This is a genomic window from Fibrobacter sp. UWB1, from assembly GCF_002210325.1.
Classification (GTDB): Bacteria; Fibrobacterota; Fibrobacteria; order Fibrobacterales; family Fibrobacteraceae; genus Fibrobacter.
This window is the reverse complement of record NZ_MWQL01000015.1, coordinates 20,450-43,956: the sequence shown is the minus strand read 5'-3', so window position 1 is coordinate 43,956 and position 23,507 is coordinate 20,450. Positions and strand designations below refer to the sequence as shown.

At 52.0% G+C, this 23,507-nt stretch carries 21 protein-coding genes; 4 read left to right on the top strand and 17 right to left on the bottom strand.

Annotated elements, in window-relative coordinates; all coding sequences use genetic code 11:
* The first annotated feature begins 144 nt into the window (after positions 1–144).
* A complete protein-coding gene (locus B7988_RS11435; RefSeq protein WP_088658009.1) occupies positions 145–735 on the top strand; it encodes a mitochondrial large ribosomal subunit protein uL15m in 591 nt (196 codons plus the stop codon).
* Here the strand turns inward: B7988_RS11435 and B7988_RS11430 are convergent.
* Both B7988_RS11430 and nhaA read right to left on the bottom strand, forming a co-directional pair.
* Positions 706–1,056 (bottom strand): GIY-YIG nuclease family protein, encoded by a 351-nt coding sequence (locus B7988_RS11430; protein WP_088658008.1) that lies wholly within the window; start codon positions 1,054–1,056, stop codon positions 706–708. The genes B7988_RS11435 and B7988_RS11430 overlap by 30 nt on opposite strands.
* Entirely contained in the window at positions 1,056–2,402 is a 1,347-nt protein-coding gene (nhaA, locus tag B7988_RS11425; RefSeq protein ID WP_088658007.1) for a Na+/H+ antiporter NhaA, read from the bottom strand. The genes B7988_RS11430 and nhaA overlap by 1 nt, the downstream gene beginning before the upstream one ends.
* A 525-nt stretch (positions 2,403–2,927) precedes the next feature.
* Here nhaA and B7988_RS11420 point away from each other — a divergent pair.
* Positions 2,928–3,818, top strand: coding sequence for a DUF58 domain-containing protein (locus tag B7988_RS11420; RefSeq protein WP_073057186.1), 891 nt, complete (start codon positions 2,928–2,930; stop codon positions 3,816–3,818).
* A gap of 32 nt (positions 3,819–3,850) precedes the next feature.
* Here the strand turns inward: B7988_RS11420 and B7988_RS11415 are convergent, their stop codons facing one another.
* The 10 genes from B7988_RS11415 to B7988_RS11370 all read right to left on the bottom strand — a co-directional run bounded on the left by B7988_RS11415 (position 3,851) and on the right by B7988_RS11370 (position 15,555).
* Positions 3,851–4,498 (bottom strand): CatB-related O-acetyltransferase, encoded by a 648-nt coding sequence (locus tag B7988_RS11415; RefSeq protein WP_088658006.1) that lies wholly within the window; start codon positions 4,496–4,498, stop codon positions 3,851–3,853.
* A 14-nt stretch (positions 4,499–4,512) separates the two neighbouring features.
* A complete protein-coding gene (locus B7988_RS11410; RefSeq protein WP_088658005.1) occupies positions 4,513–6,483 on the bottom strand; it encodes a TetM/TetW/TetO/TetS family tetracycline resistance ribosomal protection protein in 1,971 nt (656 codons plus the stop codon).
* 12 nt (positions 6,484–6,495) lie between these two features.
* Positions 6,496–6,708 (bottom strand): hypothetical protein, encoded by a 213-nt coding sequence (locus tag B7988_RS11405; RefSeq protein WP_088658004.1) that lies wholly within the window; start codon positions 6,706–6,708, stop codon positions 6,496–6,498.
* 129 nt (positions 6,709–6,837) lie between these two features.
* Positions 6,838–8,238 (bottom strand): DNA methylase, encoded by a 1,401-nt coding sequence (locus tag B7988_RS11400; RefSeq protein ID WP_073322974.1) that lies wholly within the window; start codon positions 8,236–8,238, stop codon positions 6,838–6,840.
* Positions 8,239–8,252: 14 nt separating this feature from the next.
* A complete protein-coding gene (locus B7988_RS11395) occupies positions 8,253–9,629 on the bottom strand; it encodes a sensor domain-containing diguanylate cyclase (protein ID WP_088658003.1) in 1,377 nt (458 codons plus the stop codon).
* Between the two features lie 112 nt (positions 9,630–9,741).
* The gene (locus B7988_RS11390) at positions 9,742–10,812 is read right to left on the bottom strand and encodes a hypothetical protein (protein ID WP_249268978.1); all 1,071 of its coding nucleotides are present in this window, start codon (positions 10,810–10,812) and stop codon (positions 9,742–9,744) included.
* Positions 10,813–10,952: 140 nt separating this feature from the next.
* Positions 10,953–11,672 (bottom strand): hypothetical protein, encoded by a 720-nt coding sequence (locus tag B7988_RS15075; RefSeq protein ID WP_170930643.1) that lies wholly within the window; start codon positions 11,670–11,672, stop codon positions 10,953–10,955.
* Complete coding sequence (locus B7988_RS11380) at positions 11,672–12,409, bottom strand: tetratricopeptide repeat protein (protein ID WP_088658002.1); 738 nt, start codon at positions 12,407–12,409, stop codon at positions 11,672–11,674. The genes B7988_RS15075 and B7988_RS11380 overlap by 1 nt, the downstream gene beginning before the upstream one ends.
* A gap of 83 nt (positions 12,410–12,492) precedes the next feature.
* Positions 12,493–14,241, bottom strand: a complete 1,749-nt coding sequence (locus B7988_RS11375) for an NPCBM/NEW2 domain-containing protein (RefSeq protein ID WP_170930642.1) — start codon at positions 14,239–14,241, stop codon at positions 12,493–12,495.
* 48 nt (positions 14,242–14,289) lie between these two features.
* Positions 14,290–15,555, bottom strand: a complete 1,266-nt coding sequence (locus B7988_RS11370; protein ID WP_088658000.1) for a M18 family aminopeptidase — start codon at positions 15,553–15,555, stop codon at positions 14,290–14,292.
* 126 nt (positions 15,556–15,681) lie between these two features.
* Between B7988_RS11370 and B7988_RS11365 the strand changes: the two genes are divergently transcribed.
* A complete protein-coding gene (locus B7988_RS11365) occupies positions 15,682–16,656 on the top strand; it encodes an MlaD family protein (RefSeq protein WP_249268977.1) in 975 nt (324 codons plus the stop codon).
* On the top strand, positions 16,650–17,417 hold the full coding sequence (locus tag B7988_RS11360; RefSeq protein WP_073322955.1) for a hypothetical protein: 768 nt from the start codon (positions 16,650–16,652) through the stop codon (positions 17,415–17,417). Before B7988_RS11365 ends, B7988_RS11360 begins: the two co-directional genes overlap by 7 nt.
* A gap of 114 nt (positions 17,418–17,531) precedes the next feature.
* On the opposite strand, the gene B7988_RS11355 is transcribed toward B7988_RS11360, so the two are convergent.
* The 5 genes from B7988_RS11355 to B7988_RS11335 all read right to left on the bottom strand — a co-directional run bounded on the left by B7988_RS11355 (position 17,532) and on the right by B7988_RS11335 (position 23,388).
* Complete coding sequence (locus B7988_RS11355; RefSeq protein WP_141225647.1) at positions 17,532–18,398, bottom strand: hypothetical protein; 867 nt, start codon at positions 18,396–18,398, stop codon at positions 17,532–17,534.
* A gap of 94 nt (positions 18,399–18,492) precedes the next feature.
* Complete coding sequence (gene pyrF, locus B7988_RS11350) at positions 18,493–19,386, bottom strand: orotidine-5'-phosphate decarboxylase (RefSeq protein ID WP_088657998.1); 894 nt, start codon at positions 19,384–19,386, stop codon at positions 18,493–18,495.
* Positions 19,386–20,636 (bottom strand): RNA methyltransferase, encoded by a 1,251-nt coding sequence (locus tag B7988_RS11345; protein WP_088657997.1) that lies wholly within the window; start codon positions 20,634–20,636, stop codon positions 19,386–19,388. Before B7988_RS11345 ends, pyrF begins: the two co-directional genes overlap by 1 nt.
* On the bottom strand, positions 20,633–22,501 hold the full coding sequence (gene dxs, locus B7988_RS11340; RefSeq protein WP_088657996.1) for a 1-deoxy-D-xylulose-5-phosphate synthase: 1,869 nt from the start codon (positions 22,499–22,501) through the stop codon (positions 20,633–20,635). Before dxs ends, B7988_RS11345 begins: the two co-directional genes overlap by 4 nt.
* On the bottom strand, positions 22,501–23,388 hold the full coding sequence (locus tag B7988_RS11335) for a polyprenyl synthetase family protein (protein WP_073322944.1): 888 nt from the start codon (positions 23,386–23,388) through the stop codon (positions 22,501–22,503). Before B7988_RS11335 ends, dxs begins: the two co-directional genes overlap by 1 nt.
* Between the last annotated feature and the right edge of the window lie 119 nt (positions 23,389–23,507).

Genomic DNA, 23,507 nt, shown 5'->3' with positions numbered 1-23,507 from the left:
TGATTAGTCCTGAAGGCTCAAAGCGTTTTGCGGAGTCTTTGGAACACGCAGAAAAGCTTGCATCTATACCAAGACCCCATTTTAATGGGCGTATATTGACCGACTCGTCGGAAATCTTGGCATTTTTGTCCAAGAACCGACCCAATGGAAAATAGATACGTCACTTTTCCCATTTCAAAATATCTAAACACCTCAAATGAAACAGGAAACGATGTGCATCGGCTCATCGATTCTTTTAGATGTCCAATTAATCAAGATGTGGAAAAATTTCTTCATCATAATGCGGTAGAATTTACGCAAAAGAAGCAGTCCATCACGCACTTGATATGCAACGACAATGCTGAATTATTGGGCTATTTCACGACCGCATTGAAACCATTAACAATTCAAGCATGCAAATTTTCAAATACTGCAAAAAAGAAAATTGAACGTCTTGCAAAATACGATTCAAAAAATGATTCCTATACTGTGTGTGCTTATTTGATCGCCCAGCTTGGGAAAAATTATGGAATAGAGCCTAAAAAAAGAATCAGCGGACAAGTACTTTTGGCTCGTGCACAAGATGTCATTGAAGACTCTCAAACAAACGTAGGCGGAATTATTGAATTTTTAGAATGCGAAAACAATAAATTCCTCAAGAAGTTTTATGAAGACAACCACTTCACATACTTTGACAGCCGTTATACAGAAGGCCTAAATTCAAAACTACTTTTGCAGTATTTTAAGTTTATTTGACTTTTCCTTCCGCACTCGAGCTTTCTGCGTTTCAAGCGTTTCGCCGAGACCTTCAATCAACTGCGCCGCCAAGGCGTCATCCCCTGCGGCGAGTAGCTCTTTTTGCGGGCGGGGGAGTTTCTTGATGCGCGCCTCCAGACGCAGCGCCTCTTCGTGGGAGGAAAGCTCGAATTTTCGCAGAATGCACTGCGGCGGGAATGCCTTGGTAAACTTCGCTCCCTTGCCGGATTTATGTTGTTCAAAACGAGCTTCTACATCCACAGCATACCCCGTATAAATGCGGTTGCCCGCACAACGGAGCATGTACACGAAGTGCGACATTACGATTCTTCGTGATGCGCCTTCGACACGAGGTTCATGTAGATGGTGCCAAGGATTGCGGCACAGAAGCTACCCAAGAGAATACCGAGCTTCGCGGAATCCTGACGGTCGCCCACCTCGAAAGCGAGGTTAGCTACAAACAAGGCCATGGTAAAGCCGATACCGGCAAGCATACCGCCGCCCCACAAAATCTTCCAGCTGTAGCTCGGCTTCACCGACACGCCAATCTTTACGGCAAGCAGGCTGAACAGGAAAATGCCTATCGGCTTACCCAGAATCAAGGCCAAGGCCACCGCACCCATCACAGGCACTTCCACGCCGCCCAGCTTGATTTCGACACCCGCGTTGCTGAGCGCGAACAGCGGCATGATAAAGAAATTCACCCACGGAACGAGCGGCTTGAAGAAGCGTTCCTGCATCGAAATACTTTCGCGGGCACCGCGCTTCAAAAGCGTAAACACTTCGTACTGTTCGTTGCGGTCCTTGGCTTCGCCCGAAAGAGCTCCACCCACGCTGCCGGCGAAATGGGCAAGTTTACCCTTCGCAAGCACAGGCTTTGCCGGCACCGAGAGTCCAAGCAGCACGCCCGCGATAGTCGGGTGCACGCCACTCTTCACAAAGAACGCCCACACCGCAATGCCAATCACGCCATGCAACAGCAAGTTGCGCACGCCAATTCTAAACATCACGTTGATCAAGGCGAGCAAGGCAAAACCCGTACCGAGCGCAATAAAGTTCACGCCATCGCCGCTCGGGTAACCGATCGCAATCACTAGGATGGCGCCGATATCGTCGGCGATAGCCAGAGTCAAAATCATCACACGCAGGGCATGCGGCACCTTTTTGCCAAGGATAGCCATGCAGCCCACCACAAAAGCAATATCAGTCGCTGTCGGAACACCCCAACCGTGGGCCGCACTATTGGCGCCATGCGGGCAAAGCAGCAAGTAAATCAAGGCCGGGAACAACATGCCGCCAGCCGCCGCGATAATCGGCAGGCTCGCCGCCTTCGGGTTCCTGAGTTCGCCATAGGTCATTTCGCCCTTGACTTCAAGCCCGATATTGAAGAAGAAAATCGTCATCATGGCGTCGTTAATGAGCCAATGCAAATCGGCCGAACCGACCCAACTGCCAATCGTCAAGGCAAACGGCATGTGCCAAACATGATGGTAAGATTCAGGACTGACATTCGCCCAGATCAGGGCCGCAATCGTCATGATAATCAAAACGATGCCACCGGTCGTTTCCACCTTCATCAACCGTTCCATCGGCGTGATGATTTTGCGGATGGGGGTTTCCGGGAACAAATCTTCAATCTTGTCGCTGCTCGTTACTTTTGCCGACATAGCTACCTGTAATTAGGGTTGAGTGATTCAGCCTTTCGCCTAACAAAATAATCATTTTTTTTGCGGGCGGCCGCCCCAAGTTGCTTATTTTTCCGTTTTTTATATATGTGATTCGCCCCAAAAGACACTTGTACAGGCCAAACAGCTCTGAAAACCGATTTTAGCCTGTACAAAGCCCCCGAAAAAGCATTGTGTTTGTCTCTAAAACAGCCTCTGTACAGGCTAGATGTACAAAGACACCTCGCTTAGCCTGTACCACGCCGCAAAAAATCACAATTTTTTCTTCAAAAGTGCACTTTGGTACAGGCTAAACCGATAAAAGTACCACATTTGGCCTGTACAACATCAAAAAAATCAGATTTTTTTTCTTAAAAATCGGCTTGCGTACAGGCCAATTATCAAAGTCACCCACGCCTAGCCCGTACATACCGATGTTTCGAGGTTGCAACAACTTCATTCCCTGCTCATTGGCGACTTTTTCTTTCGCACTTTTGTATATTCTTAGCGTAAAAAAGAGACTTTGAAATGCTAGATAAAGAAGTTTTAAAGACCGTGAGCCGCATTGAACTTAGCGTTCGCGGCACGCTCGACACCGTGATGACCGGTGCCTACCACAGTTCCTTCAAGGGGAACGGTATGGAATTCAGCGAGGTTCGCGAATACATGCCGGGCGACGACGTGCGTACCATTGACTGGAACGTGACGGCGCGTACCGGCACGCCGTACGTGAAAAAGTTTATCGAAGAGCGCGAGATGACCATGCTTTTGATGGTCGACGCTTCCAGCAGCTCGGAATTCGGTTCGGGCAAGCAGATGAAGGGCGAAGTCATGGCGACGCTCACCGCACTCCTCGCGTTTGCCGCCATCAAGAACAACGATAAGGTCGGCTTGCTGATTTACACCGACCAGGTCGAACTGTTCATCCCGCCGGAGAAGGGCCGCAAGCACGTGCTGCGGCTCATCCGCGAAATCCTTTACTTCAAGCCGCAGCACCACGGCACGAACACGCAGGTGGCCCTTGAGTATGCAGGCAAGATTTTGAATCGTCGTGCCGTCGTCGTGGTGATGAGCGACTTCCTGGACGAAGGTTTCGAGAACGCGTTCAAGATTCTCCGTAAGCGCCACGACGTGCTTGCGGTCTCCGTCGTAGACCCGCGCGAAATGGAACTCCCGCCCGCGGGCCTCGTAGAACTAGAAGATCCCGAAACCGGAGAAACACTCCTCATTGATACCGGCGATGCGACTTTCCGCGAAGCGTTCGCCCGCGAGGCAAAGCGCCAGGGCAAGGCGACCAAGGAGCTGTTCCAGCGCATGTCCATCGACTTCGTACGCATCGAGACTCACGACGACTTCAAGGAAACCGTCGCCCCGCTTATCGAGCATTTTAGGCGCCGCGCCCGCGCTGCGAGAATGTAACGCGCCAAAAATTGCAAATTAAAAAGGTGGTTTTAAACCACCTTTTCTGTTAATTCCCGAATTTTGTTTTTTACGAATTCCAAATCGCTGTTCGTGAGAATAGGAATCAGCGCGTTGATTTCTTCGACGGGCTTATCCCACCACTTGAATTTCAAAAGGAGCGAAGTCAGTTCGCCGTCAAAGCGATAGCGGATTGTTTCAGCAGGATTCCCGACCACGACCGCGTAGGGTTCCACGTTGCTGCCGACGACGCTGTTTGCACCAATGATGGCACCGTCGCCAATATGCACGCCAGGCAAAATAGTCGCGTTCTGCCCAATCCACACATCGTTCCCGATAACGGTATCGCCCTTGAACGGCATATCGCTTGCAGCAGGTGGCTTCATGTCCCAGCCTTCAAGCGTATAGAACGGGAAAGTTGAAACGGCATTCATCTGGTGGTTCGCGCCATTCATCACAAATTCCACGCCAGCTGCAATTTGGCAGAACTTCCCGATGATGAGCTTGTCGCCGATAAAGTCGTAATGGTGCGTCACATGGCTTTCAAATTCCGAGTCAGCGATGTAGGTAAAATCCCCGACGATGATGTTCGGATTCTTGATGGTCGGCTTGACGTAGATTTCCTTGTCGTAGCCAGCGATGGGATGAATCGTATTTGGATTGGGGATTTGGGCGCTCATGTTTTAAATATATATCAAACTGTCGCGGGGCGGTAGCCGAGCAACTTCATGCTGTAAAGAGCCGTACCTTTGCTGATGCTGCGGACGCCTGTCGCATAACCGAAAATCTTACGCAGCGGGACTTCGGCCTTCAAAAAATGGGTCTTGCCGTCGCCACCGATTTCTTTCACCTTGCCATCGCGAGACTGGATATCGCCCGTCACAAGGCCTGCAAAATTCACAGGGCATTCCAGCGACAGCTCCATGACAGGTTCGTACAATTGAACATCGGCAGGCTTAATCAGCTTGGTCACGGCATCGGCGCACGCCTTCTTGATCATCGGCGGCAGAGCGCCTTCGGTCCATGTGAACTCGCGGACTTCAAAGCACACACCCACAAGCGGGCCCTTACCCAAAATTCCCACTTCGGTTGATTCCAGGAGAGCCGAACGCACGCCTGCCAGAATCTCGCGGGGAGCATTTTCCAGAAATTCTGCGGCGAGGCGAATATCGTGCGCATCGCCATCGAGCGGTGTCGCCGAAAGCTTTATCGAAATCTTGTGCGGGCCAAGCTGGAACGTATTCTCGACAGGGCCCACATTGCGGCAGAGGCGTTCCTGCCAACGGACTTCAGGTGATCCTGCCTTGACTTCGCAGCCGAATTCACGCTTGAGTCGGGCAAGCAATACGTCGAGTTGCACTTCGCCCACCGTATGCAAATACCAGAATCCGCCATCGTCTTTTTGCACGCGGAAGCTGGGGTCCATGCGAGCCAAAACATTCAGGCTCTTTTCAACATGATGGTAATCTTCAGCACCCAAGCATTCCACGCGAGTCTGCAAGAGCGGCTGGTACTTATCGCGGATAGAGGAATGAGCGCGCTCCCCTTGGTCGCTTTGAGGTATGGGGTCGCTCCGCCCTTCGGGCGTCACTTTGAGAATTTCACCCAGTTCCGTTTCGAACGGGGTGCGCATCGCGTAAATATCGCCCGAACGGATTTCGTCAACAGGCTGTAACAAGTTCGCCTTCAGGCGAGAAAATTCAAAACCCGCGGGCCATTCCTTGCGCTCCATGTTCGTATGACTGCGGAACAGTGAAATCTCGCCCACGCCCTTAAAGTGGCGCAAGCGAATCACCTGTCCTAATTCATTGTCTGCAAATTCAGGTACGTCAGGCAAGAAGAATGTCAGTGCCGTTGTCAGGCTGCGCACGCCAAAACCTTCAATAGCCGAACCTGCATAGCAAAGCGCGTAATCATTGCTCTTTGCCAGTTCCTTGAGCCCGCGCAAAAGCGTCTTGGGCGAAACCGGTTTTCCTTCGAGCGCAAGTTGCAATACTTCGTCGTCAAAATTGCTCGCGAATTCCACCGCCTCGGCGTAATGCTTCTTGATTTTCTCGGTAGAATCGCTCACCTCGCCTGCTTGCGGCCAGGAATCATCCACAATTTCTTCGCCTGTATCCGAATGAATCAGGCGGCTCTTGCTCAGCACATCGAGTACGCCCGACATGCGTCCGCCCTTGTATTCCGGGAGCGTCATGAGCACCGGGCGCACGCCCAGAACTTCTTCAATATTAATTAGCGTTTCGTCAAGCGAATAGTCGGGATTGTCGAGCTTATTGACAAATAGAATCGTCCGCACGCCCGCTTCGCGCAGTTTACGGAAGGCAGCCACCGTCTGCGTTTCCACTCCGCTCGCAGCGCTCACCACAAGTACAGCGCCCTCGACGGCTGTAAGCGCCGTGTCGACTTCGGCGCCAAAATCCACATGCCCTGGCGTATCGATAAAATTGAACCAAGTGTTCTTCCATTCAAAATGCGCCACGCCGCTCTCGATGGTAATGCCGCGCTCTTTTTCTTCGGGCATGTAGTCCATGGTGGCAAGGCCTTCTTCCACCTTGCCCGGCCGGCGAACCTCGCCCGCCGCAAAAAGAATACGCTCCGAAAGAGTCGTCTTTCCGGCATCTACGTGGGCAAGGATTGCAATGTTGCGAACAGGCTGTGACATGATACCACTAATTTAAAAATTCTCGTCTAGCGTGAGTTCGTTCGCGACCGCCTCAAGCTTGCGTTCGGCCGTCGCGTCAAGCGCCTCGGCATGCCCGCGCAACGCCGCAAATGGGTGGAAAATCTTTGCGCGGTCTTCCACTTTCATGCGCGGATGCTTCATCATGAAATTCCAGTCGTTCCGCGGATACGGCAAATCGATGATGTCTTTGTAATTATCAATCATAAAAGGCGGTGAGCTCGCGCCGTTGGCGCTTTGAGGTATGAGGAGCGAGGTATTAAAAGTTAAAAATTTTTCATTATCCACAAACCTCAAGCCTCAAAGCGACCCTGCAAGGGGAGCGACCTCACACCCCTAGGCACGGTGTCCTCCGATTTGTCCGTTGCGTTCGATGGTAGTAGCACCTTCTTGCAAGTCCATTCCTTTTACAATCGCGTTCTTGCCAAAACGTTTCTTGATTAAAAGTTCCGCCTTCAGGCGCTTCTTTTCTTTTTCCTGCTTTTGCACGTCAGTGAACAAGTCGTACTGTTCATGGCTCGCATCCACGATGTCGGCGGCCACCAAGTTCAAGCGGCGCACTGTCAATTTCGGATCCACGATGCGGTCGAAAAGCTTCATGACCGCATCGGCCATCACCGATTGTGAGCTGGTATAATAACCGATACTTGCCGTGCCATGAGCGGGCTTTGGAATCGTGCGCCCGTAAAAATCCGTCACGGTCACGCCGTGGTAAATCCCCTTGTCTACGTTTTCGCGGTCGTAGCCCACCGTGAGTACCATCGCGTTTGTCACAAGGTCGTGCGCAATCAAAGTCATCGAAACCGTATCGACCATTTCGCGTACCACAAGACGCGCCTTGTCGAACGGATACGGATCCTGCAGCACCTGGCCTTCGCCCGTGCTCCTGTTCCGCGGCTTCGACTTCTTGATGTCCGCAATCGTGCAAGGCTCATAACCCCAAGCATGGTCAATCAAAATCTCCGCATTCACGCCGAAAAGCTTGTACAGCGCTTCGGGATTTTTCACACTCACGCGGGCAATGTCACCCATCGTGTAAATGCCGCGCCCCGCATTCAGCCTGCAATTTTCCAGGCGCTCTGCAATCCCGCGGCCCACCTGCCAAAAACTCGTGAGCGGCCTGTGCGCCCAAAGTTGCTTGCGGTAACTCATTTCGTCAAGTTCTGCAATGCGCACGCCGTCGGCATCCGCATCCACATGCTTCGCCATCACATCCATCGCGATCTTGCAAAGGTACAAGTTCGTGCCAATTCCACCCGTTGCCGTTATTCCCGTAGTCGCAAAAACATCCTGGATAATCGTCTTCACCAATTCCCGTGCAGTCTTCTTGTACAACTTCAGGTATTTCGTCAAGTCCAGAAAACATTCGTCGATGGAATACGCGTGAATATCTTCGGCGCTCACATACTTCAAGTAAACATTGTACACCTTCGTGGAATACTCCACGTACTTTGCCATCTGCGGCTTTGCGATGGTAAATTCAATCTTTTCGCCTGTACGACGCAGCACCTCGCGCACCTTCTGGTTCACCTCGAAAAGTCGCGCACGCCCCGGAATTCCGTAAGCCTTGAGCGCAGGCGTCACCGCTAAGCAAATCGTCTTCTCGGTACGGCTTTCGTCGGCCACTACAAGTTTCGCTTTAAGCGGATCAAGGCCCCGAAGGATACATTCCACCGAGGCAAAGAACGACTTTAAGTCAATGGCCGCGTAAGTTCGAGATTCGCGAGGCTGATTCATGAAGCCTCACGGTCTTATCTGTATTTTAATTCAGGGTGTTCGATGTAAAAAGACTTCTTGTCGACATACATTCGTTCGTCTGCAATATGCATTGCTCTGCGAACATCAGGTTCACCACAACATACGCCAATAGAGAAATACACGTTTTCGGACAGTTTTGCCATCGTGCGTATTTTGGCAATGCGGGTATTCAATTCGTCTTCCGAGATGCCCGAGACAAGTACCATAAATTCATCGCCACCGGCGCGATACACGTCTTCTTCCGGGAAAACGTATTGCAGAATTTCTGCCGCCGAGCGCAACACTTTATCGCCAGAGAGATGTCCCTGTTCGTCGTTTGTGTACTTGAGTCCGTTTAAGTCGGCAAATATAACGGCCTTGGGAGTCGGCTTGCGCCCCGCCACAATTTGGTCAATGCGGTTGTTCATTACATTACGATTTTTCACGCCAGTAAGCGAATCGATCGTACTTAGCGTTTGAAGCTTGTTCAAAAGCAAGTAACTCGAAATTTCAGATGCGATAAGGAACGTTGTAACTTCAAGCGTTTCCTTGATAATCAGCGTATTGTCGACATTAAAATTAACCGTCCACAAGTAGCCAAGCAATTCACCGCCATGACGCAACGGGAAAAGCATAATCGTCTTTACGCCGGAAAGGTCAAGCATCGAGCCCCAAATCGGGTTCGTCAAGCGCAGCTTTTCCATATCGCGTTCGTCTTTCACAATAATGCATGTACTGCCGGCAAGCGTTTCCGGCCATGTTTCTGCAATCGCGTAAAAGCCTTCAACATATCGAGACATCGGCTGTACTTTCAGACCTTCTCGAGTCGATTCTGCAAAAATGGAGCACTCGCGATTTTCAGCATCGGTGAGCAAAATGCAGCATTGATCGGATTCGCAAGATTGACGGATATCCTCGACCACTTCCTGGAAAGTCTGCTTGACATTTTCTGCACCGCGCAGCTTGATACAAGCCTTGAGAACGTTCGAGGCGGTGTCTCCGGAAAGGTCTGCCATGGCCGAAGAATCAGCCTTGGGTGCGACATCGTAACAGTAAACGCAGTAACCGACGTCTTCGCGGTCGGAATCCAGCGGCATCAAGAACATGTTCAGCCAGAGGCCCATCATGTACAGGTTCACATAAGCATGGAGAGGCTTGCCCGACTGCACGCAGCGGAAACAGTGGTCTTCGAAGTTCTGGTTTTTCGGGAAGCAAAACTCATACGGACAATCCGGCACAAACGGGCGCCCCTGAGTTGACTCCATTTCTTCGCAATGAGCCTTGTTCCCAGCCACAACGCGGATATTCCCATAAGATCCATCCGGGTACAGTTCCACGGACATCACGCAGGCATTCGCCTTATAATGCGATAGAATCTTATCAAAATCCATACAAGTTTGCCCTCCCACGGCATTATGCATTTTTCTACAATCAATTTAAAAAGATTTTGAGTAAATATATCGTCATCCGTTCATTATGCCTGAAATATCATATACATACGTCTTAATTGCGATGCTCGTACAAATACAGATTCGCTTCGGGCTCTGCTAAGTCAGAGCCTTTTATTTTCCACTCGTCATCGGTTCCGGTGCGGTACTTGACCACGACACGATAGCGGTTGTCCGTTTGCAGCACGCTTTGTGGAACCGTCCAGAAGTTTTCGGTGCCCACGACCATTTCGAGTTCATGAACATCGCGAGTATCTACGCCGTAAATCGTAATGGATTTGACCATGTCTTTCGGGTTGCGCACATGGATAATGCTCCAGAATTCGCTGGCACCTTCCTTGACCCAGATAGAGGTGGAGTCGCCCCACACGCCCTCTACACCTTCGCAACTCACAAATTCCCATTCGCCGGAATAACGGCCAACGTTAATCCCCATAATATCAGAGGCCGGAGCACCGCCCAAGTCTACTCCGCAATTTGCATCGGGACAACGGTCGGTAATGCGCACCGTGACTTCTTTCCAGCCATCAGGTGTTCTCGCCTTCACATGCACGCAGCCACCGCAAGCGGCGCCACCATTCCACGGACCCTTTTCATCTCCGGGAGAAACGTTCACGTGAATCGCCGCGTAATACTGGATATTAGTTTGTCCGTAGTTGCAAGCGCCACCCAGGCTCGTTTCTTTTGCCGTGATGCTCCCGTAAGTCGTCACGGAACCCTTGCCGCCCTTCTCGGTGAGTTCAGGGTCTGCAGCGGTAAAGCTATCGCAATTCGTGCACTTGCCGTCATCGGGGGTGCTATTGCCAGAAGACGCGGGCGCCAAACTCGACGAAGAAACCTCCGACACAACGGATGAAGACGACACCGAAGTCGATTCAGAAGATTTCGCGACATTCTCCGAAGAATTCGGCTCTGCACTTGACGAAGAAGGCTTTGATTCAGAAGATGCTTTTTCCGAACTCGAAGACTTGTCTCCAGCAGAATGATCCGCCGAAGAACTGGACAAGAGCGAGCTTTCGCTCGAAGGCGTATCGGCGGCATTTGCCGACGAAGAATCGTCACCGCAGGCGACAATGCCCGCACTCACCAAAGCGCTAAAATAAAAAACAAGGGCAAGATTTCTCATACAATCCAATATAAAAAAGGAAGCCCCGGCACTGCGGCCGGGGTAACAAATGAGTGCCTTACCAGTCGTTGCGCTCTTCCGGCGCAAAACTTGGCGGCTCGGCCATAGAAAAATGCAAGCATTTTTCTGCGGCGCTCGCCTTACCAGTCTTTGGCAGGTCTTGCTTGGCCGCGGATAGGTTTCCAGGGCTTGCGTTCGCCGTTCTGCTCGTCGAAATCCTTCAACAGCTGTGCCGCTTCTTCAGGGCTCATTTCACCCATCTGCATCGGCTGTTCCTGCGGTTCTTCGCCACCATTGCTGTCGCTGGATTCGCCTTCGGGTTGCTGTTCAGGCTGCTGCTCGGGCTGTTGGCCGGCACCGCCTTCGTTGCTGTCGGAACTTTCGGACTTCGAATCGCTGGATTGACCATTTTGACCATTCTGCTGGTCTTGATTCTGGTCAGATTCAGAACTGCTGGACTGCCCGTCACCATTCTGATTCTGGTCTTGGTTTTGCTGGTCCTTATTCTGGTCCTGCTGATTTTCGTCCTTGTTCTGGTCCTGATTCTGATCTTGGTTATTATCCTGGTTCTTGTCGTTTTTCTTGTTTTCGTTCTTCTGCTCGTCCTTGGCCTCGTGAATACGGTCCAGGAGCATTTGCAGTTTTTGGTCGTTCGGATAATATTGCAGGCCTTCGTTACAAGTAATTTCTGCCGAGGGCAAGCGGTTTTCAATATACTGGAACGCCGCATCGCTGTAGTAGGCGCTTGCCGACTTCGGCGCCGCAAACGCCGCCACTGCAAGGAAAAATACAACTGCACAAATCTGAATAGCTCGCACCTCGAAGCGACCGAAGGGAGCGTGCCCATAGCTCATAGCCATTAGATTACCTCCAGGTCGTTGTCGGTGTTACTGGCGTCAATCTTCGCCTTGGGCTTGCGGCCGGCCTTGATTTCGATGACGTCGTCAATGCGCTGTACGTGTCCGCTGAGCTGGCCGGCGGTCTCGTCTTCGGCAATCAGATTCTCGAGCATTTCCTTTGCTTCGGCGTACTTGCCGTCTTTGCAAAGCTGCAAGGCTCGCGCCAGAACTTCCTTGGCCTTGTCGCTCAAAGGCGGCTGCTTCTGGTCGTTATTCTGGTCTTGGTTCTGGTCCTGATTCTGCTTTTGCTTGTCGAGTTCTTCTTTCAGTTTGCGCTGAACGATTTCCACGTTCTTTTTCGCATTTTCAAAAGTGTTGTCGAGGTCAATGGCCTTCTTCAAGTAAGCGACCGATTCGCGCCATGCGGCAATGCGTTCGCTACCTTCGGCCGCTTTTTCGCCCATGCGGAAATGCGTATTCGCCAAATTGTAGGCAGCCTTCGCCGCCATCTTTTGGTCGGGCATGCGCACGGCGCTCTCAAGCTCTTTCTTGGCTTCGTCATAGTTGCCGAGCTTGTACTGGCAAGTTCCGATATTGTAGAACAAAAGCGGGTTTGCAGGCTCCGATTCACGGGCCTTCATGTACTTTTCGAGCGCACCGGCGTAGTCGCCGTTCTTAAACAATTTATTGCCGTCATTAATGGGGCGCGCCCACAGCCCGGCAGCAAGTAAACACATCAAAAAAACAAGTAATCGCATTCTAATACCTTCGACTAAGAATATACAAAAATGCCTAGCGCACGGCCAGACATTCTCTTAGGTAAAGATATGGCTTGACTTTATTAATCTACATGCACCACCGGGTTCACCCAGTCAATGTGGTCAAAATTCTTGGAGCCCAGTTCATCGGTTTCAAGAGAAATTTTTTTACCACCGCGAATGTCCAAGTCGGCAGTTGCCGTCTGGCGGCCCTCCATACGTCCACTGCGCCAAATTTCCTTGTCGTCAATGCGTACAATAAACTCTACCACACCATTGCCCGATTCGTCATCAACGCCACAAGTCACGGTAAAGCGAGAAGCGTTTTCCGGAAGCGCATAAACATGTTTCGACGGCGCATGCGATCCGATTCCGTTCAGGTAAAGCGTTCCGTTCAAATGCAATGGATTATTGTCGACCGTTTTGCCAATATTCGTATTGCCGTAGCCTTGAGACTGGTGTAGCAATTTCAAGTCATAAACAAAACTTTCGCCCTTCTTGAGGTGGTAAGCAGTCTTTGCCTGCTGCAAATAGCTGCCGCCTACATCTACCAAGTAAATCAAGGCAAACAATGCATACGGCACAAGTGCGGGCAACTTCACCTTGCCGCAAACTCGCAAAGCCTTGTCGAGCCCGGCCGGCGCAAACGTATGCACCATGTAGGCAAGCATTACCACGATTCCCGCCATGGCAATCCAGAACCAAAGCGCGCTTCCGCGAATGGATGTCATCATCGAAATGTTCAAGAAGGCGACCATCGAAAGGAGTACCGCCCAAATCACCACCGGGCGATTCTTGCAGGCGACACCCGCAATGGCAACGACAGCGGCGGCAAGCACATAACGTTCGTGCATGCAAGGCAAAATCATAAAGAAGGCTAACGCATTCAATGCCGCCAAGGTCATCACGCGCGATACCGGCAAGCGCTTGAAGAAGGTCAATGCCATTACCGCGACCGAAACAACCACAAAGAAAATCTTCCCCAAGAGCCCCGGATTCATGAACGAGGGTGCCCATTCAAAAATCGGCCTCGATTGCGGCGTCATGTTCCCCGAGAATACCATCCACAAGTTACCCGCATTCATCGATGCATAAGGATATTCGTCAATCGTACTCAGGTAAGCCTGGGTAAATTCCTTGCTAAAATTCCCCGCGATAATAAACGGCAAGAACACCAGCAGGAACACGCCCGCCATCGAGAGAAGTCCTTGCCACATCACCTTGCGGTAACGCAAAGAAAGTGCGCCGAACACCGGCAAGAACATAATCATCTGGAACTTTGTCAAAAGTCCGAGCATAAAAAGAGCCATACCCAAGCCATAAGTTTTAGGCTTGCTGGCATACCAAAGGCCCCACACGCAGAACGTCACCGGCAATACGTCGACCTGTCCCCAAATGGGGCCGTCCAAGTAAAACGCCGGGTTTGCCACCACCAGGAGCATCACGATGGTTTTGACTTCGGGAAGCCAGCTCTTTTTATGAATGCGAAGCCACACAAAATGAGCAAGCGAAATATGCGCAAGAATCACCGGGAAAAGGCAGAACTGCTTGAGTTCGTATTCCAAATCCATATTGAGGCCGGTCACCTGATAAATGGCGCCAACCACGCGAAGCCACAACACATAAAGCGGCGGGTAGTTGCCGGTAAAGTTCCCGACACCCTGCTGCAAGTCAGTCACCCAATGGCGCCAGAACGTCAAATCCGACGCGAACCCGATTCCGTGCAGCATCACGAAATTGAGCAGAATAACCAACAGTCCCCAAAGGGCAAAAGAATCCTGCTTAAAACAACCCTTGACTTTTTCAAGAATAGCCGGCACAAGATTTTTCAATGTAAACTTTATCGGTAAACGCATGAGGGTAAATATAATTATTTGAGGCTATTTCCAAAATGCAAAAAGCAGACTTGTCATTTTTTCGTGATCTGCAACGCTTGTCATTTCGCGAATGCTGTGCATGCTGAGCATGGGCTCGCCAATGTCTACCGTCGGGATCCCGAGCGAGGCCGAAATGGCGGGGCCAACCGTCGAGCCGCAGGGCATGTCGTTACGCATCACGAAAGTCTGGCACGGGACATTATTTTGTTCACAAAGCAGCTTGAAACGGGCGTTCGAAAACACGTCACTGGCATAGCGCTTTTGAGAATTCATCTTCAGTACCACGCCTCCACCCAGAACGGGAGCGTGGTTGGGTTCATGCTTTTGCACAAAGTTCGGGTGTTCGGCATGTGCCATGTCAATAGAAAGGGCGAAACTAGACGAAAGAACGCTCGCAAGCTCGCTACAGACGAGAGACGAAAGTGACTTGTCATTCTGAGCGGAGCGTAGCGAAGTCGAAGAATCTAGAGCAGCAGACATAGCAACGTTTTCTAGTACGCTCTTCAAGAAATTTCCGGCGGCGCCTTCGCGGGTCTCGGAACCGACCTCTTCGTTATTGAAGAATGCTGCTACCTGAAAATCCTTTTCCAACGCGCCTGCCGCAGCAAAAGCCTCGGCAATGGCGTGGCAACTGCTCAAGTTATCAAGGCGACCCGAATAAATCCATTCGTTTTCAAAACCGCCAAACTGCGCCGGCTGCGCATCAAAGAGCTGCACGTCAAAATCAAGTAGCTTCGCCCCCGCAGGGAGTTCCGCCTGCAGGGCTTCCACAAAGCGTTCCTTGCCGCCCACGGCCGTCCACAATGCATTCAAATCGGTCTGCGGGTTCACCTTAAGGCCGTCCTGGTTCACGCCACGGTTCAGGTGGACCGCCAGTTGCGGAATGCGGAACAACTTATCGCCGCGAATCAGCTTGGTCTCTAACTTTCCATCCAGTTCATAGGCCAGCAATCCGGCGTAGCCCAAGTCGCGGTCCAGCCAACTCGTAAAAAGCGGGCTTCCGTAAATCTCGGGGTGCAAAGTGCGCACACCTGCCGCTGCAGCATCCGGATTCGGCGTAATTTTCAACGTCGGAAAATCCGTATGCGCAAGGGCAATCCTAAACTGGGAGTCCGAACAAATTTGTTTTGGCACCCGCACCGCTATCAAGGCGCCACCGCGCTCAAAAAAACGGGCGTTTTTTCCACATTTTGCGTCAAAAAGGGCCTTTAAGGCCTCAACCGTATGGTACGGAGTCACCGATTTGTTCAAAAATTCAAAGTATTCCATACCCTAAAAATAGATATTACAATGATTTACAACTATTTCGCATACTTTTTTTTACCTAATGAATTTATTGACAAGTCTTTAATCTATATTCTTGACATGTCTTTTACAAAACCTCACGTTAACTGGATGGAAATTTCCGGCCTCCTGGTCGGTATCTTCTCTGCCGTCGCTGTGATGGTTTTTGGTATCGTGCTTTATGCAAAGCTTTTCTCCTCCGGCATGATCGGTGTGGAAGAATATCACCTGCATAGCCGCTTCGAAAAGGCATTCGGCATTCGCCCGGGCACCCAAGTCCTGATTAGCGGCGTAAAGGTGGGCCGCGTAGACAGTATGTCTGTCGAAGGCGATGGCGTCAAAATTCAGTTTATTATCGAGAAAAAGTTTCAGAACCTGATTACGGATAGCGCCAAGGTGTTCGCCATGCGCGACCAAAACATGATTGCGGCACGCGTTATCAACATCGACATTCGCCGTGGCAAGGGCTCCGTATTGGAAGATAACGGTTTCTTGCCGCCAGGAGAATCCCAGGATATCGAAACCGTCTTGGAAAGGGTCGACATGGTTCTGGGCCGCGTAAACGGATTGATCGATGCCGCCGACACCATTCTCGGTATGGCCAAGGATACGGGTACAACCATTGGTGCTCTGTTTGGTTCCAGACTTTTGTATGACAACTTGAACCGCCAGCTTATGCGTCTCGACGACATTACCTATCAAGGCACAAAAGTTTTGCACCAGGCTTCCGGTTTGTTCGATACTATCCAATATCACGTTCCGGTCTTGCTTGAAAAGGTGGATACCATTGCAACGACTGTCTCTGAAATGATGGTTGAGGTCAGGCCCTTGCCACAAAAGGTGGACAACGTGATGGGCCGCGTCGATGGCTTGATGGGTCAGGTGGACAAAACCTTCGGCCGCGTCGACGGTCTCCTGAACGAGGTAAGCCTCGTTACCTCTGGACTTTCAGACTTTATGGAAGCGACGGAGCAGACACTCCAGAATGCAGACGACTTGATGGCAGGCATTTCGAACATGTGGATCGTGAAGCGTTCCATGCCTAACCAAGATTCCGTGCCCTTTATGGTGGAGACGTTATGGTAAAGTTTAAAACTGCCATTATCGCACTCCTTGCCGCGGGCTCCATTGCAAGTGCTTCCGATTCGGGCGTTTACTCGTTCCGTGCCCAAAGATCTTTAGACAAGGGTAAATTCGCAAAGGGCTACAACCAGCTCGAACGAGCCCTGCTTGCAAGCCGCAAAGAAGCAGACTTGCTTTCGGAAGGCCGCGTACTTATCGCCATGGCGCAAATCCGTACCATGAGCCTCGACCTGGATTTTGCAGACTCGTTGCTCTCGGTCGTCCGCAAAGAAGTTTTGGACCAAGGTACGCTCTTGCAATACACGAAGGTGAAAATCAGCCTTTTGAATGCCCAAGAAAAATACAGGGAAGCGACAAAGATCTGCAGCGCCTACGACGAAAAAGCTTTAAAGAAAAATGAAGAAACCGCACAGGCTGCCTTCTACGGAGAATGCGCCATTGCCTATGCGGCTGTTCGCAGCGACCGCGCTCCCGACGCCTTAAAGATGACCGGCAAGCGTTCCGACAAGAAGGGCGGCTTTTACGCCTTCATCGCCGCCCGCATGGCAGACCTTTCCGGCAGCGGCGAAGCCGATTCCCTTTACCGCGTTGCCGAAGAAAACGCAATCAAGGCAAACAAGCCCTACAACACGGCAACCATTCTTTATTACCGCTCTAAATTGAAAAGCACTCCTAAAAACGAAGCAACAGACTTGAAAGCCCGCTGCAAGAACGCTTTTGAATTGATGGGACTTCCGAACAACGCCAAGCGCTGCGGGGAATAGCTTTAAAATTCGGAATTCGGAGTTCAGAATTCAGAGTTAAAATTCGGATTTCGGAATTCGGAATTTAAATCTCTTGGAAGTAATTTATACTCCCTCATTCCGAATCTTTTTGCCTTAGTTTTCTGCCTTCGGCTCTACAGCGGCAGTCGTATCTTTTGTCGCCGTAGAATCAGCAGCGGCTTCTTTCGCCTTAGCTTCTGCGAGCTCGTCGTCACGAATCTTCTTCATGGCAAGGAGTTCACGGTAAACGATTGCCGGGTGGATCTTGCCATCGGCCATGCCATCGACGAGATACTTTACCTTCTGGTAATGCTCGTCCTTTTCCACATCGTTAATCAAGCCCTTATAGCCGATCAACCTTAAAATCTTTGAATAGAAACTCGCGCGGAATTTCTTGAAGCGCGGCTGCATCACGTCGTTCAACACCGTTTCGAGCGCAGTTTCCGTCTGCATTTCGTCAATTTCAAAACTGCGGTAAATCGTGCGAATATGGTCGGGAATGGTCGTGTCCGGGCTATCGAAATACTTACGCATCACGTTAGCGGCCTCAGTCCTGTTCGGGTAAGGTCCGCGAGCCAGGCGAAGCGCATAGTAAAGCGACAGGCGCCAGTTCTCGGGATACACGCGGCTTGCGCGGCGGAGTACCGAAAAGTCCGAAGTATCGGGAGCATCGACAGGTGTCACGCCACCGACAAAGTAATACGGCGTGTAGAACAAGGAATCGAGACTCGTCGAAAGTTCCGCCACGTGACCGAGGTAAGCATATTCCTTACCGGTCAAGTAGCTTTCGCCAAGTTCAGTCAAGCCCTTAATCCAGAAGAGTCCCGCGACCGATGCGTCGTGCCCCGCCGCCACATAATGCACTGTCGAGGCCTTCGGCAAGAATGACTCGTCGAAGTTTGTACCGGGCAAGGGCTTCGCAAAATGAAAAGCCGCTGCGATAACCGCGATAGCGAACAATATGACAACTAGGAAACGCATAGGCAATTCAGATTTCAGAGTTCAGAATTCAGAGTCGAAAATAATTCAATGGTTAATATAAATTAATTCCGAAATCTGAATTCATAATTCTGAATTATAACTGGCAGGCCTCCGCGAGTTTTTCGAGAGCGTCCACGCAGTCGTTTGCGAAGTTTTCGGGCTTGCCGCTGCGCTGGTAGGCAAAGTTCAAGCCACTGGAGCTGTTGAGCACGTGGAACTTGCGCTTGCCGCCACCGTTGGCGATAGCGGTAAGCACCGTCTTTGCGTCACCACCCTGACCGCCCGGAACACCCGGAATAGAAACACCCGGAATCAGGAACGGAATTTCGTGCTTGTGGGCCACCGTGTAAGCGGTAATCTTTTCGAGTTCTTCAGGATGCGTTGCACCGACCACGGCACCGAGGTAACCGAGGTTGGCGTCCCATTCCATAATCTTGTCAGCTACAGAATAGAAGGCTTCGGCAACATCGCGTGGATCATCGCTACGGGACACCGGCAAATCCTGGAAGTCGTGGGCGCCCTTGTTACTCGTGCGGAGCAACACATAAGCACCGTTTTCAGAATTTTCGCGAATGAACGGACCCACGGAATCAGCCCCCATCCACGGGGAAACCGTCACGGCGTCGGCCTTGTACACATCGTAAGCGGCGGTTGCATAAGCGGCGCTCGACTTACCGATGTCACCACGCTTTGCATCCAAAATCACGGGAATGCCGGCACTCTTGTAGTCGGCAATCAGCTGCTGCAACACGAGCATCGCCTGCACGCTCACGCATTCGTAGTAAGCGCTGTTCGGCTTCACCACGGCGGGCGTCACGTTACGCTTTAAACAGCATTCCAGAATTTCGGAATAAAAACGCTTAATCTTGTCTTCGGCAGTACCTTCAGGGCAGCACGGGTCAATCAGCTTCATGACCGGATCCATGCCGAGGCAAATCGGGTTACCGCACTTGGCGATACGTTCTTCTAAGCGAGCCTGGAAGTTCATTACTTAAGTTCCTCTTGAATCTGTGCAGCTTCGTAGCTGAGGATACCGTGAGCGACAGCGACGTTCAGGGATTCGAGTTCGCTGCTCATCGGGATCTTCACCGTTTCGTCGGCGAGTTCAATGAAGTACGGGTTGGTGCCAGCACCTTCGTTACCCACGAGGAAAGCCATCTTGCGAAGCTTGTTCGTAGGAATCTGGCGCAGGGACTGCTTGGCATGCAAATCGGTTGCGATAATGGTGTAACCCTTGCTGCGCAAGAAGTTAATCTGGTCCACGAGATCCACGTCAAATTCAAAAGGCACACGGAGGAAGGTGCCCGAGGAACCGCGCACCACCTTCGGGTTGAACGGGCTCACGGTACCGCGACCAAGAATCATGCCATCGGAACCAAAGCCGAGGCTCGTGCGGAAAATCGTTCCGAGGTTACCCGGATCCTGCACGGCGTCCACAAGCGTAATCACGCTGCGGCTCGATTCATAAACCGGCTTCTTGCTTGCGATGCGGGCTACGGCAATCACGCCCTGCGTGGTCATGGTCGAAGACAGACGTTTCATCTGTTCGTCAGTGAGCACGTTCAGTCTGATTTCGGCTTCGTTAATCTGTTCAATCAAGGCTTCGTCGTTAAAGGATTCCGTCACATAGACGCCCATCACGAGTTCGCGGTGATTGCTCACGAGTTCCTGCACCACATGCACGCCTTCACCAAGGAACTTGCCTTCGCGTTCGCGGCCCTTTTCGGTTGTGAGAGCCAAAAGCTTCTTGTACCAGGGCGGGTTGAAGTTGGAATCTTCGCTGGCTTCGGCCTGGGCCACGCGTGCTTCGAGTGCAGCTTCGTCCAATACTTCTTCGACTTCTTCCTTCTGTTCTTCAGGACGCTGGCGGTAAATCGGAGCACCTGCAGATGCAAATTCGCGGCGCGGGCGACGGTCGCCACCAAAGCGACCCCTGTCACCGAACGGGCGGCGACCAAAGGAGCCACGGTCATCACCGTCGCGACGCGGACGGCGTTCACGGTCAAAGCGGCCTTCGCCTTCACCATCACGGTTAAAGCGACGTTCGCCACGATCGCGGTCACCAAACGGCTTACGGTCGCCAAACTTACGTTCGCCACGGTCAAAAGAACGGCCTTCGCGGCCACCGCGTTCTTCACGGTCATCGTCACGGCGCGGACGACGTTCAGGCTTTTCGCTCACTCCGAACTTACGGTCCAGAGTCACTTTTACGGTGCGGTTTTTATTTTCTTCGCTCATACTTTTTCCATGATTTGTTTGGCGACGGATTCCCCGTCAATTTTCAAAAGCTTGAACAAGGCAGGAATTTCGCCCTGTTCCACAAAATGATCCGGCAGGCCGAAACGCAACAGGCGCTTGTCGGTATAGCCGAGATCGGCAATGAGTTCAGCCACGGCAGAACCGAAACCGCCTACCAGCGTATTGTCTTCAAGCGTCACAATCACCTTGTGGGCGTCAAAGAGCTTGCGGTAAGCCTCGGTATCCAGCGGCTTGATAACGCGGGCATCGACCACTGTGGGGTTCTTGCCGTTTTCGCGGAGAACGGCAGCCGTCTTCTTGAGTTCGTTCGTCATGAATCCTGCACCCAGGAGCAAAATGTCCTTGCCTTCTTCCAGAACTTTCGGGAGTTTCACGTCCACGGTTTCGGGAGCGGGTTTCAGGTGTTCTTCCAGTGCGGTCCCGCGCGGATACCGGATTGCGACAGGGCCCTTCATGTCGATAGACGCGCGCACCATGTCGCGCAGTTCGTTTTCGTTGCTCGGCGCCAAGATGGTGATACCCGGCACCGTGCGCAAGAATGACAAGTCGAACGCGCCATGGTGGGTCGGGCCATCGGCACCGACCAGGCCCGCACGGTCAAGCACCATCACCACATGCAAGTTCTGCAAGGCAATGTCGTGCATAATCTGGTCGTAGGCGCGCTGCATAAAGCTCGAATAAATCGCGACCACCGGAACCACGCCGTCGCAGGCAAGACCCGAGGCAAACGTGAGCGCATGTTCTTCGGCAATGCCCACGTCAATCACGCGGTCCGGAAGTTCCTTCGCCACAATGTCCATACCGCAACCGGTAGGCATGGCAGCCGTAATGCCGATAATGCGGTCATCCTTCTTCGCGAGTTCAAGCAACGTCTGCCCGAACACATGCGTGAGTGACGGGTTCGGCTTTCCCGGAGCAAGCGGAAGTCCGCTTTCAGGGTCGAAAGGTCCAATGCCGTGCCACTTGGTCGGGTTCTTCACGGCCGCATCAAGCCCGCGTCCCTTCTCGGTCAAGATATGCACCAAGCACGGGCCCGGCTGTTCCTTGACACGCTGCAACAGCATAATCAGCTCGTTGATGTCGTGACCGTCGATCGGGCCAAAATAACGGATGCCCAAATCTTCAAAGAAGCGTCCCGGCTTTACCGCAGTCTTCGCGGCGCGTTCCGCCTGCAAGAACAAGTCACGGAAACGCGATCCCAAAATTCCCGGAAGGCGCTTCATCAGGCGGTCCAAGTCCGAACGCATCTTGTTGTAGACCGGGTCCGAAATTACGCGGTTCAGGTACTTGCTGAAGTTACCCACGTTCGGGGCGATGCTCATCTTGTTGTCATTCAAGATGATGGTCATGTTCTGCTTCGAAAGACCGGCGTTGTTGATGGCTTCGTAAGCCATACCGCCCGTCATGGAGCCGTCACCGATGACTGCGACCACGCTGTTCTTGCGCTTGAAGTGGTCGCGCGCCACGGCAAAGCCGAGGGCTGCAGAAATAGAGGTCGTCGCGTGTCCGGCGCCGTAGCAGTCGTACTCGCTTTCGTTCCTCTTCAAGAATCCGGAAATGCCTCCCTGCTGGCGAAGCGTCTCGAAACGGTCGAAACGTCCCGTCAAAAGCTTGTGCACGTAAGCTTGGTGCCCTACGTCCCACACGATTTTATCGTCAGGAGCATTGAACACGTAATGCAAGGCAAGCGTCAGTTCCACGACACCCAGGCTAGAAGCCAGGTGACCGCCATGCTTCGCCACTTGACCGATGATGGTCTCGCGGATCTGCGACGCCAGGTGATAAAGCTCCTCGACAGAGCAATGCTTTATGTCCTGGGGGGACTTGATATTCTTAAGGTCCATTAGTTAACCCTGGTAATGATGAATGCGGCAATGGAGCGCAGAATCGTGGTGTCGCACTTGAGGCCATCCAAAGCCTTGAGCGATTCCTCGTACAGTTCGTGTGCACGCTCGCGGGACTTGTCGAGACCCACGAGAGCCGGGTATGTCGCCTTCCCCTTTTCGATGTCGGAACCGGCATCCTTGCCCAGTTCTTCGGTCGTAGAAACAATGTCCAGAATGTCGTCCACAATCTGGAATGCAAGGCCGATGGAACGGCCATAGTCGCGAATAGCCTCGATAGACTTGTCGTCGGCACCGGCAAGCATCGCACCCACCTGGAGAGCCGCCTCGATGAGGGCCGCCGTCTTGTGGTAATGGATGTAATCGACCGTATCAAGGTCCACCTTCTTGCCTTCACACTCGATGTCGATCATTTCGCCACCGATAAGGCCGTAGGTGCTGAGCAGGTGCGCAAGCACTTCGATCGCCTTCGCATTGCCCGTCTTGCCCATCAGTTCAAAAGCCAAAACGCAAAGGGCATCGCCCGCCATGACGGCGGTGGCTTCGCCGAACTGCTTATGGCTCGTGGGCTTTCCGCGCCTAAAGTCATCGTTGTCGATGCAGGGCAGGTCATCGTGAATGAGGGAGAAGGTGTGAATCATTTCAAGGGCGCTCATGGCGTAGTCCACCGATTCGCCCTTGCCGCCGAACATGTCAAACGCAGCGCGAACAAGTGCCGGGCGGAGCCTCTTGCCGCCTGCAAACATCGAATAACGCATCGCCTCGTGAAGCCTTTCCGGACGGTCGGCTACGGGCGGCAAAAATTCATCAAACTTCTTTTCCGCTTCTTTCGAGATGCGGGACAGGTAATCGAGGGCAACAGCCGCTTCTTTTTCAAGGGTTTCCATATAACCCCAAAGATACTTAATTTCGTGATTGTATACAAGACTAAACAGAGCGAAACAAGGCCTCAAGATGCGAAAAAACACATAAAAAAACCGCCCTTTTAAGGCGGCTTTTACTTGTA

Coding starts and splice junctions, on each gene's coding strand:
- B7988_RS11435 (WP_088658009.1), top strand. CDS start 145: ATGGAAAATAGATACGTCACTTTTCCCATTTCAAAATATCTAAACACC.
- B7988_RS11430 (WP_088658008.1), bottom strand. CDS start 1,056: ATGTCGCACTTCGTGTACATGCTCCGTTGTGCGGGCAACCGCATTTAT.
- nhaA (WP_088658007.1), bottom strand. CDS start 2,402: ATGTCGGCAAAAGTAACGAGCAGCGACAAGATTGAAGATTTGTTCCCG.
- B7988_RS11420 (WP_073057186.1), top strand. CDS start 2,928: ATGCTAGATAAAGAAGTTTTAAAGACCGTGAGCCGCATTGAACTTAGC.
- B7988_RS11415 (WP_088658006.1), bottom strand. CDS start 4,498: ATGAGCGCCCAAATCCCCAATCCAAATACGATTCATCCCATCGCTGGC.
- B7988_RS11410 (WP_088658005.1), bottom strand. CDS start 6,483: ATGTCACAGCCTGTTCGCAACATTGCAATCCTTGCCCACGTAGATGCC.
- B7988_RS11405 (WP_088658004.1), bottom strand. CDS start 6,708: ATGATTGATAATTACAAAGACATCATCGATTTGCCGTATCCGCGGAAC.
- B7988_RS11400 (WP_073322974.1), bottom strand. CDS start 8,238: ATGAATCAGCCTCGCGAATCTCGAACTTACGCGGCCATTGACTTAAAG.
- B7988_RS11395 (WP_088658003.1), bottom strand. CDS start 9,629: ATGGATTTTGATAAGATTCTATCGCATTATAAGGCGAATGCCTGCGTG.
- B7988_RS11390 (WP_249268978.1), bottom strand. CDS start 10,812: ATGAGAAATCTTGCCCTTGTTTTTTATTTTAGCGCTTTGGTGAGTGCG.
- B7988_RS15075 (WP_170930643.1), bottom strand. CDS start 11,672: ATGGCTATGAGCTATGGGCACGCTCCCTTCGGTCGCTTCGAGGTGCGA.
- B7988_RS11380 (WP_088658002.1), bottom strand. CDS start 12,409: ATGCGATTACTTGTTTTTTTGATGTGTTTACTTGCTGCCGGGCTGTGG.
- B7988_RS11370 (WP_088658000.1), bottom strand. CDS start 15,555: ATGGAATACTTTGAATTTTTGAACAAATCGGTGACTCCGTACCATACG.
- B7988_RS11365 (WP_249268977.1), top strand. CDS start 15,682: ATGGAAATTTCCGGCCTCCTGGTCGGTATCTTCTCTGCCGTCGCTGTG.
- B7988_RS11360 (WP_073322955.1), top strand. CDS start 16,650: ATGGTAAAGTTTAAAACTGCCATTATCGCACTCCTTGCCGCGGGCTCC.
- B7988_RS11355 (WP_141225647.1), bottom strand. CDS start 18,398: ATGCGTTTCCTAGTTGTCATATTGTTCGCTATCGCGGTTATCGCAGCG.
- pyrF (WP_088657998.1), bottom strand. CDS start 19,386: ATGAACTTCCAGGCTCGCTTAGAAGAACGTATCGCCAAGTGCGGTAAC.
- B7988_RS11345 (WP_088657997.1), bottom strand. CDS start 20,636: ATGAGCGAAGAAAATAAAAACCGCACCGTAAAAGTGACTCTGGACCGT.
- dxs (WP_088657996.1), bottom strand. CDS start 22,501: ATGGACCTTAAGAATATCAAGTCCCCCCAGGACATAAAGCATTGCTCT.
- B7988_RS11335 (WP_073322944.1), bottom strand. CDS start 23,388: ATGGAAACCCTTGAAAAAGAAGCGGCTGTTGCCCTCGATTACCTGTCC.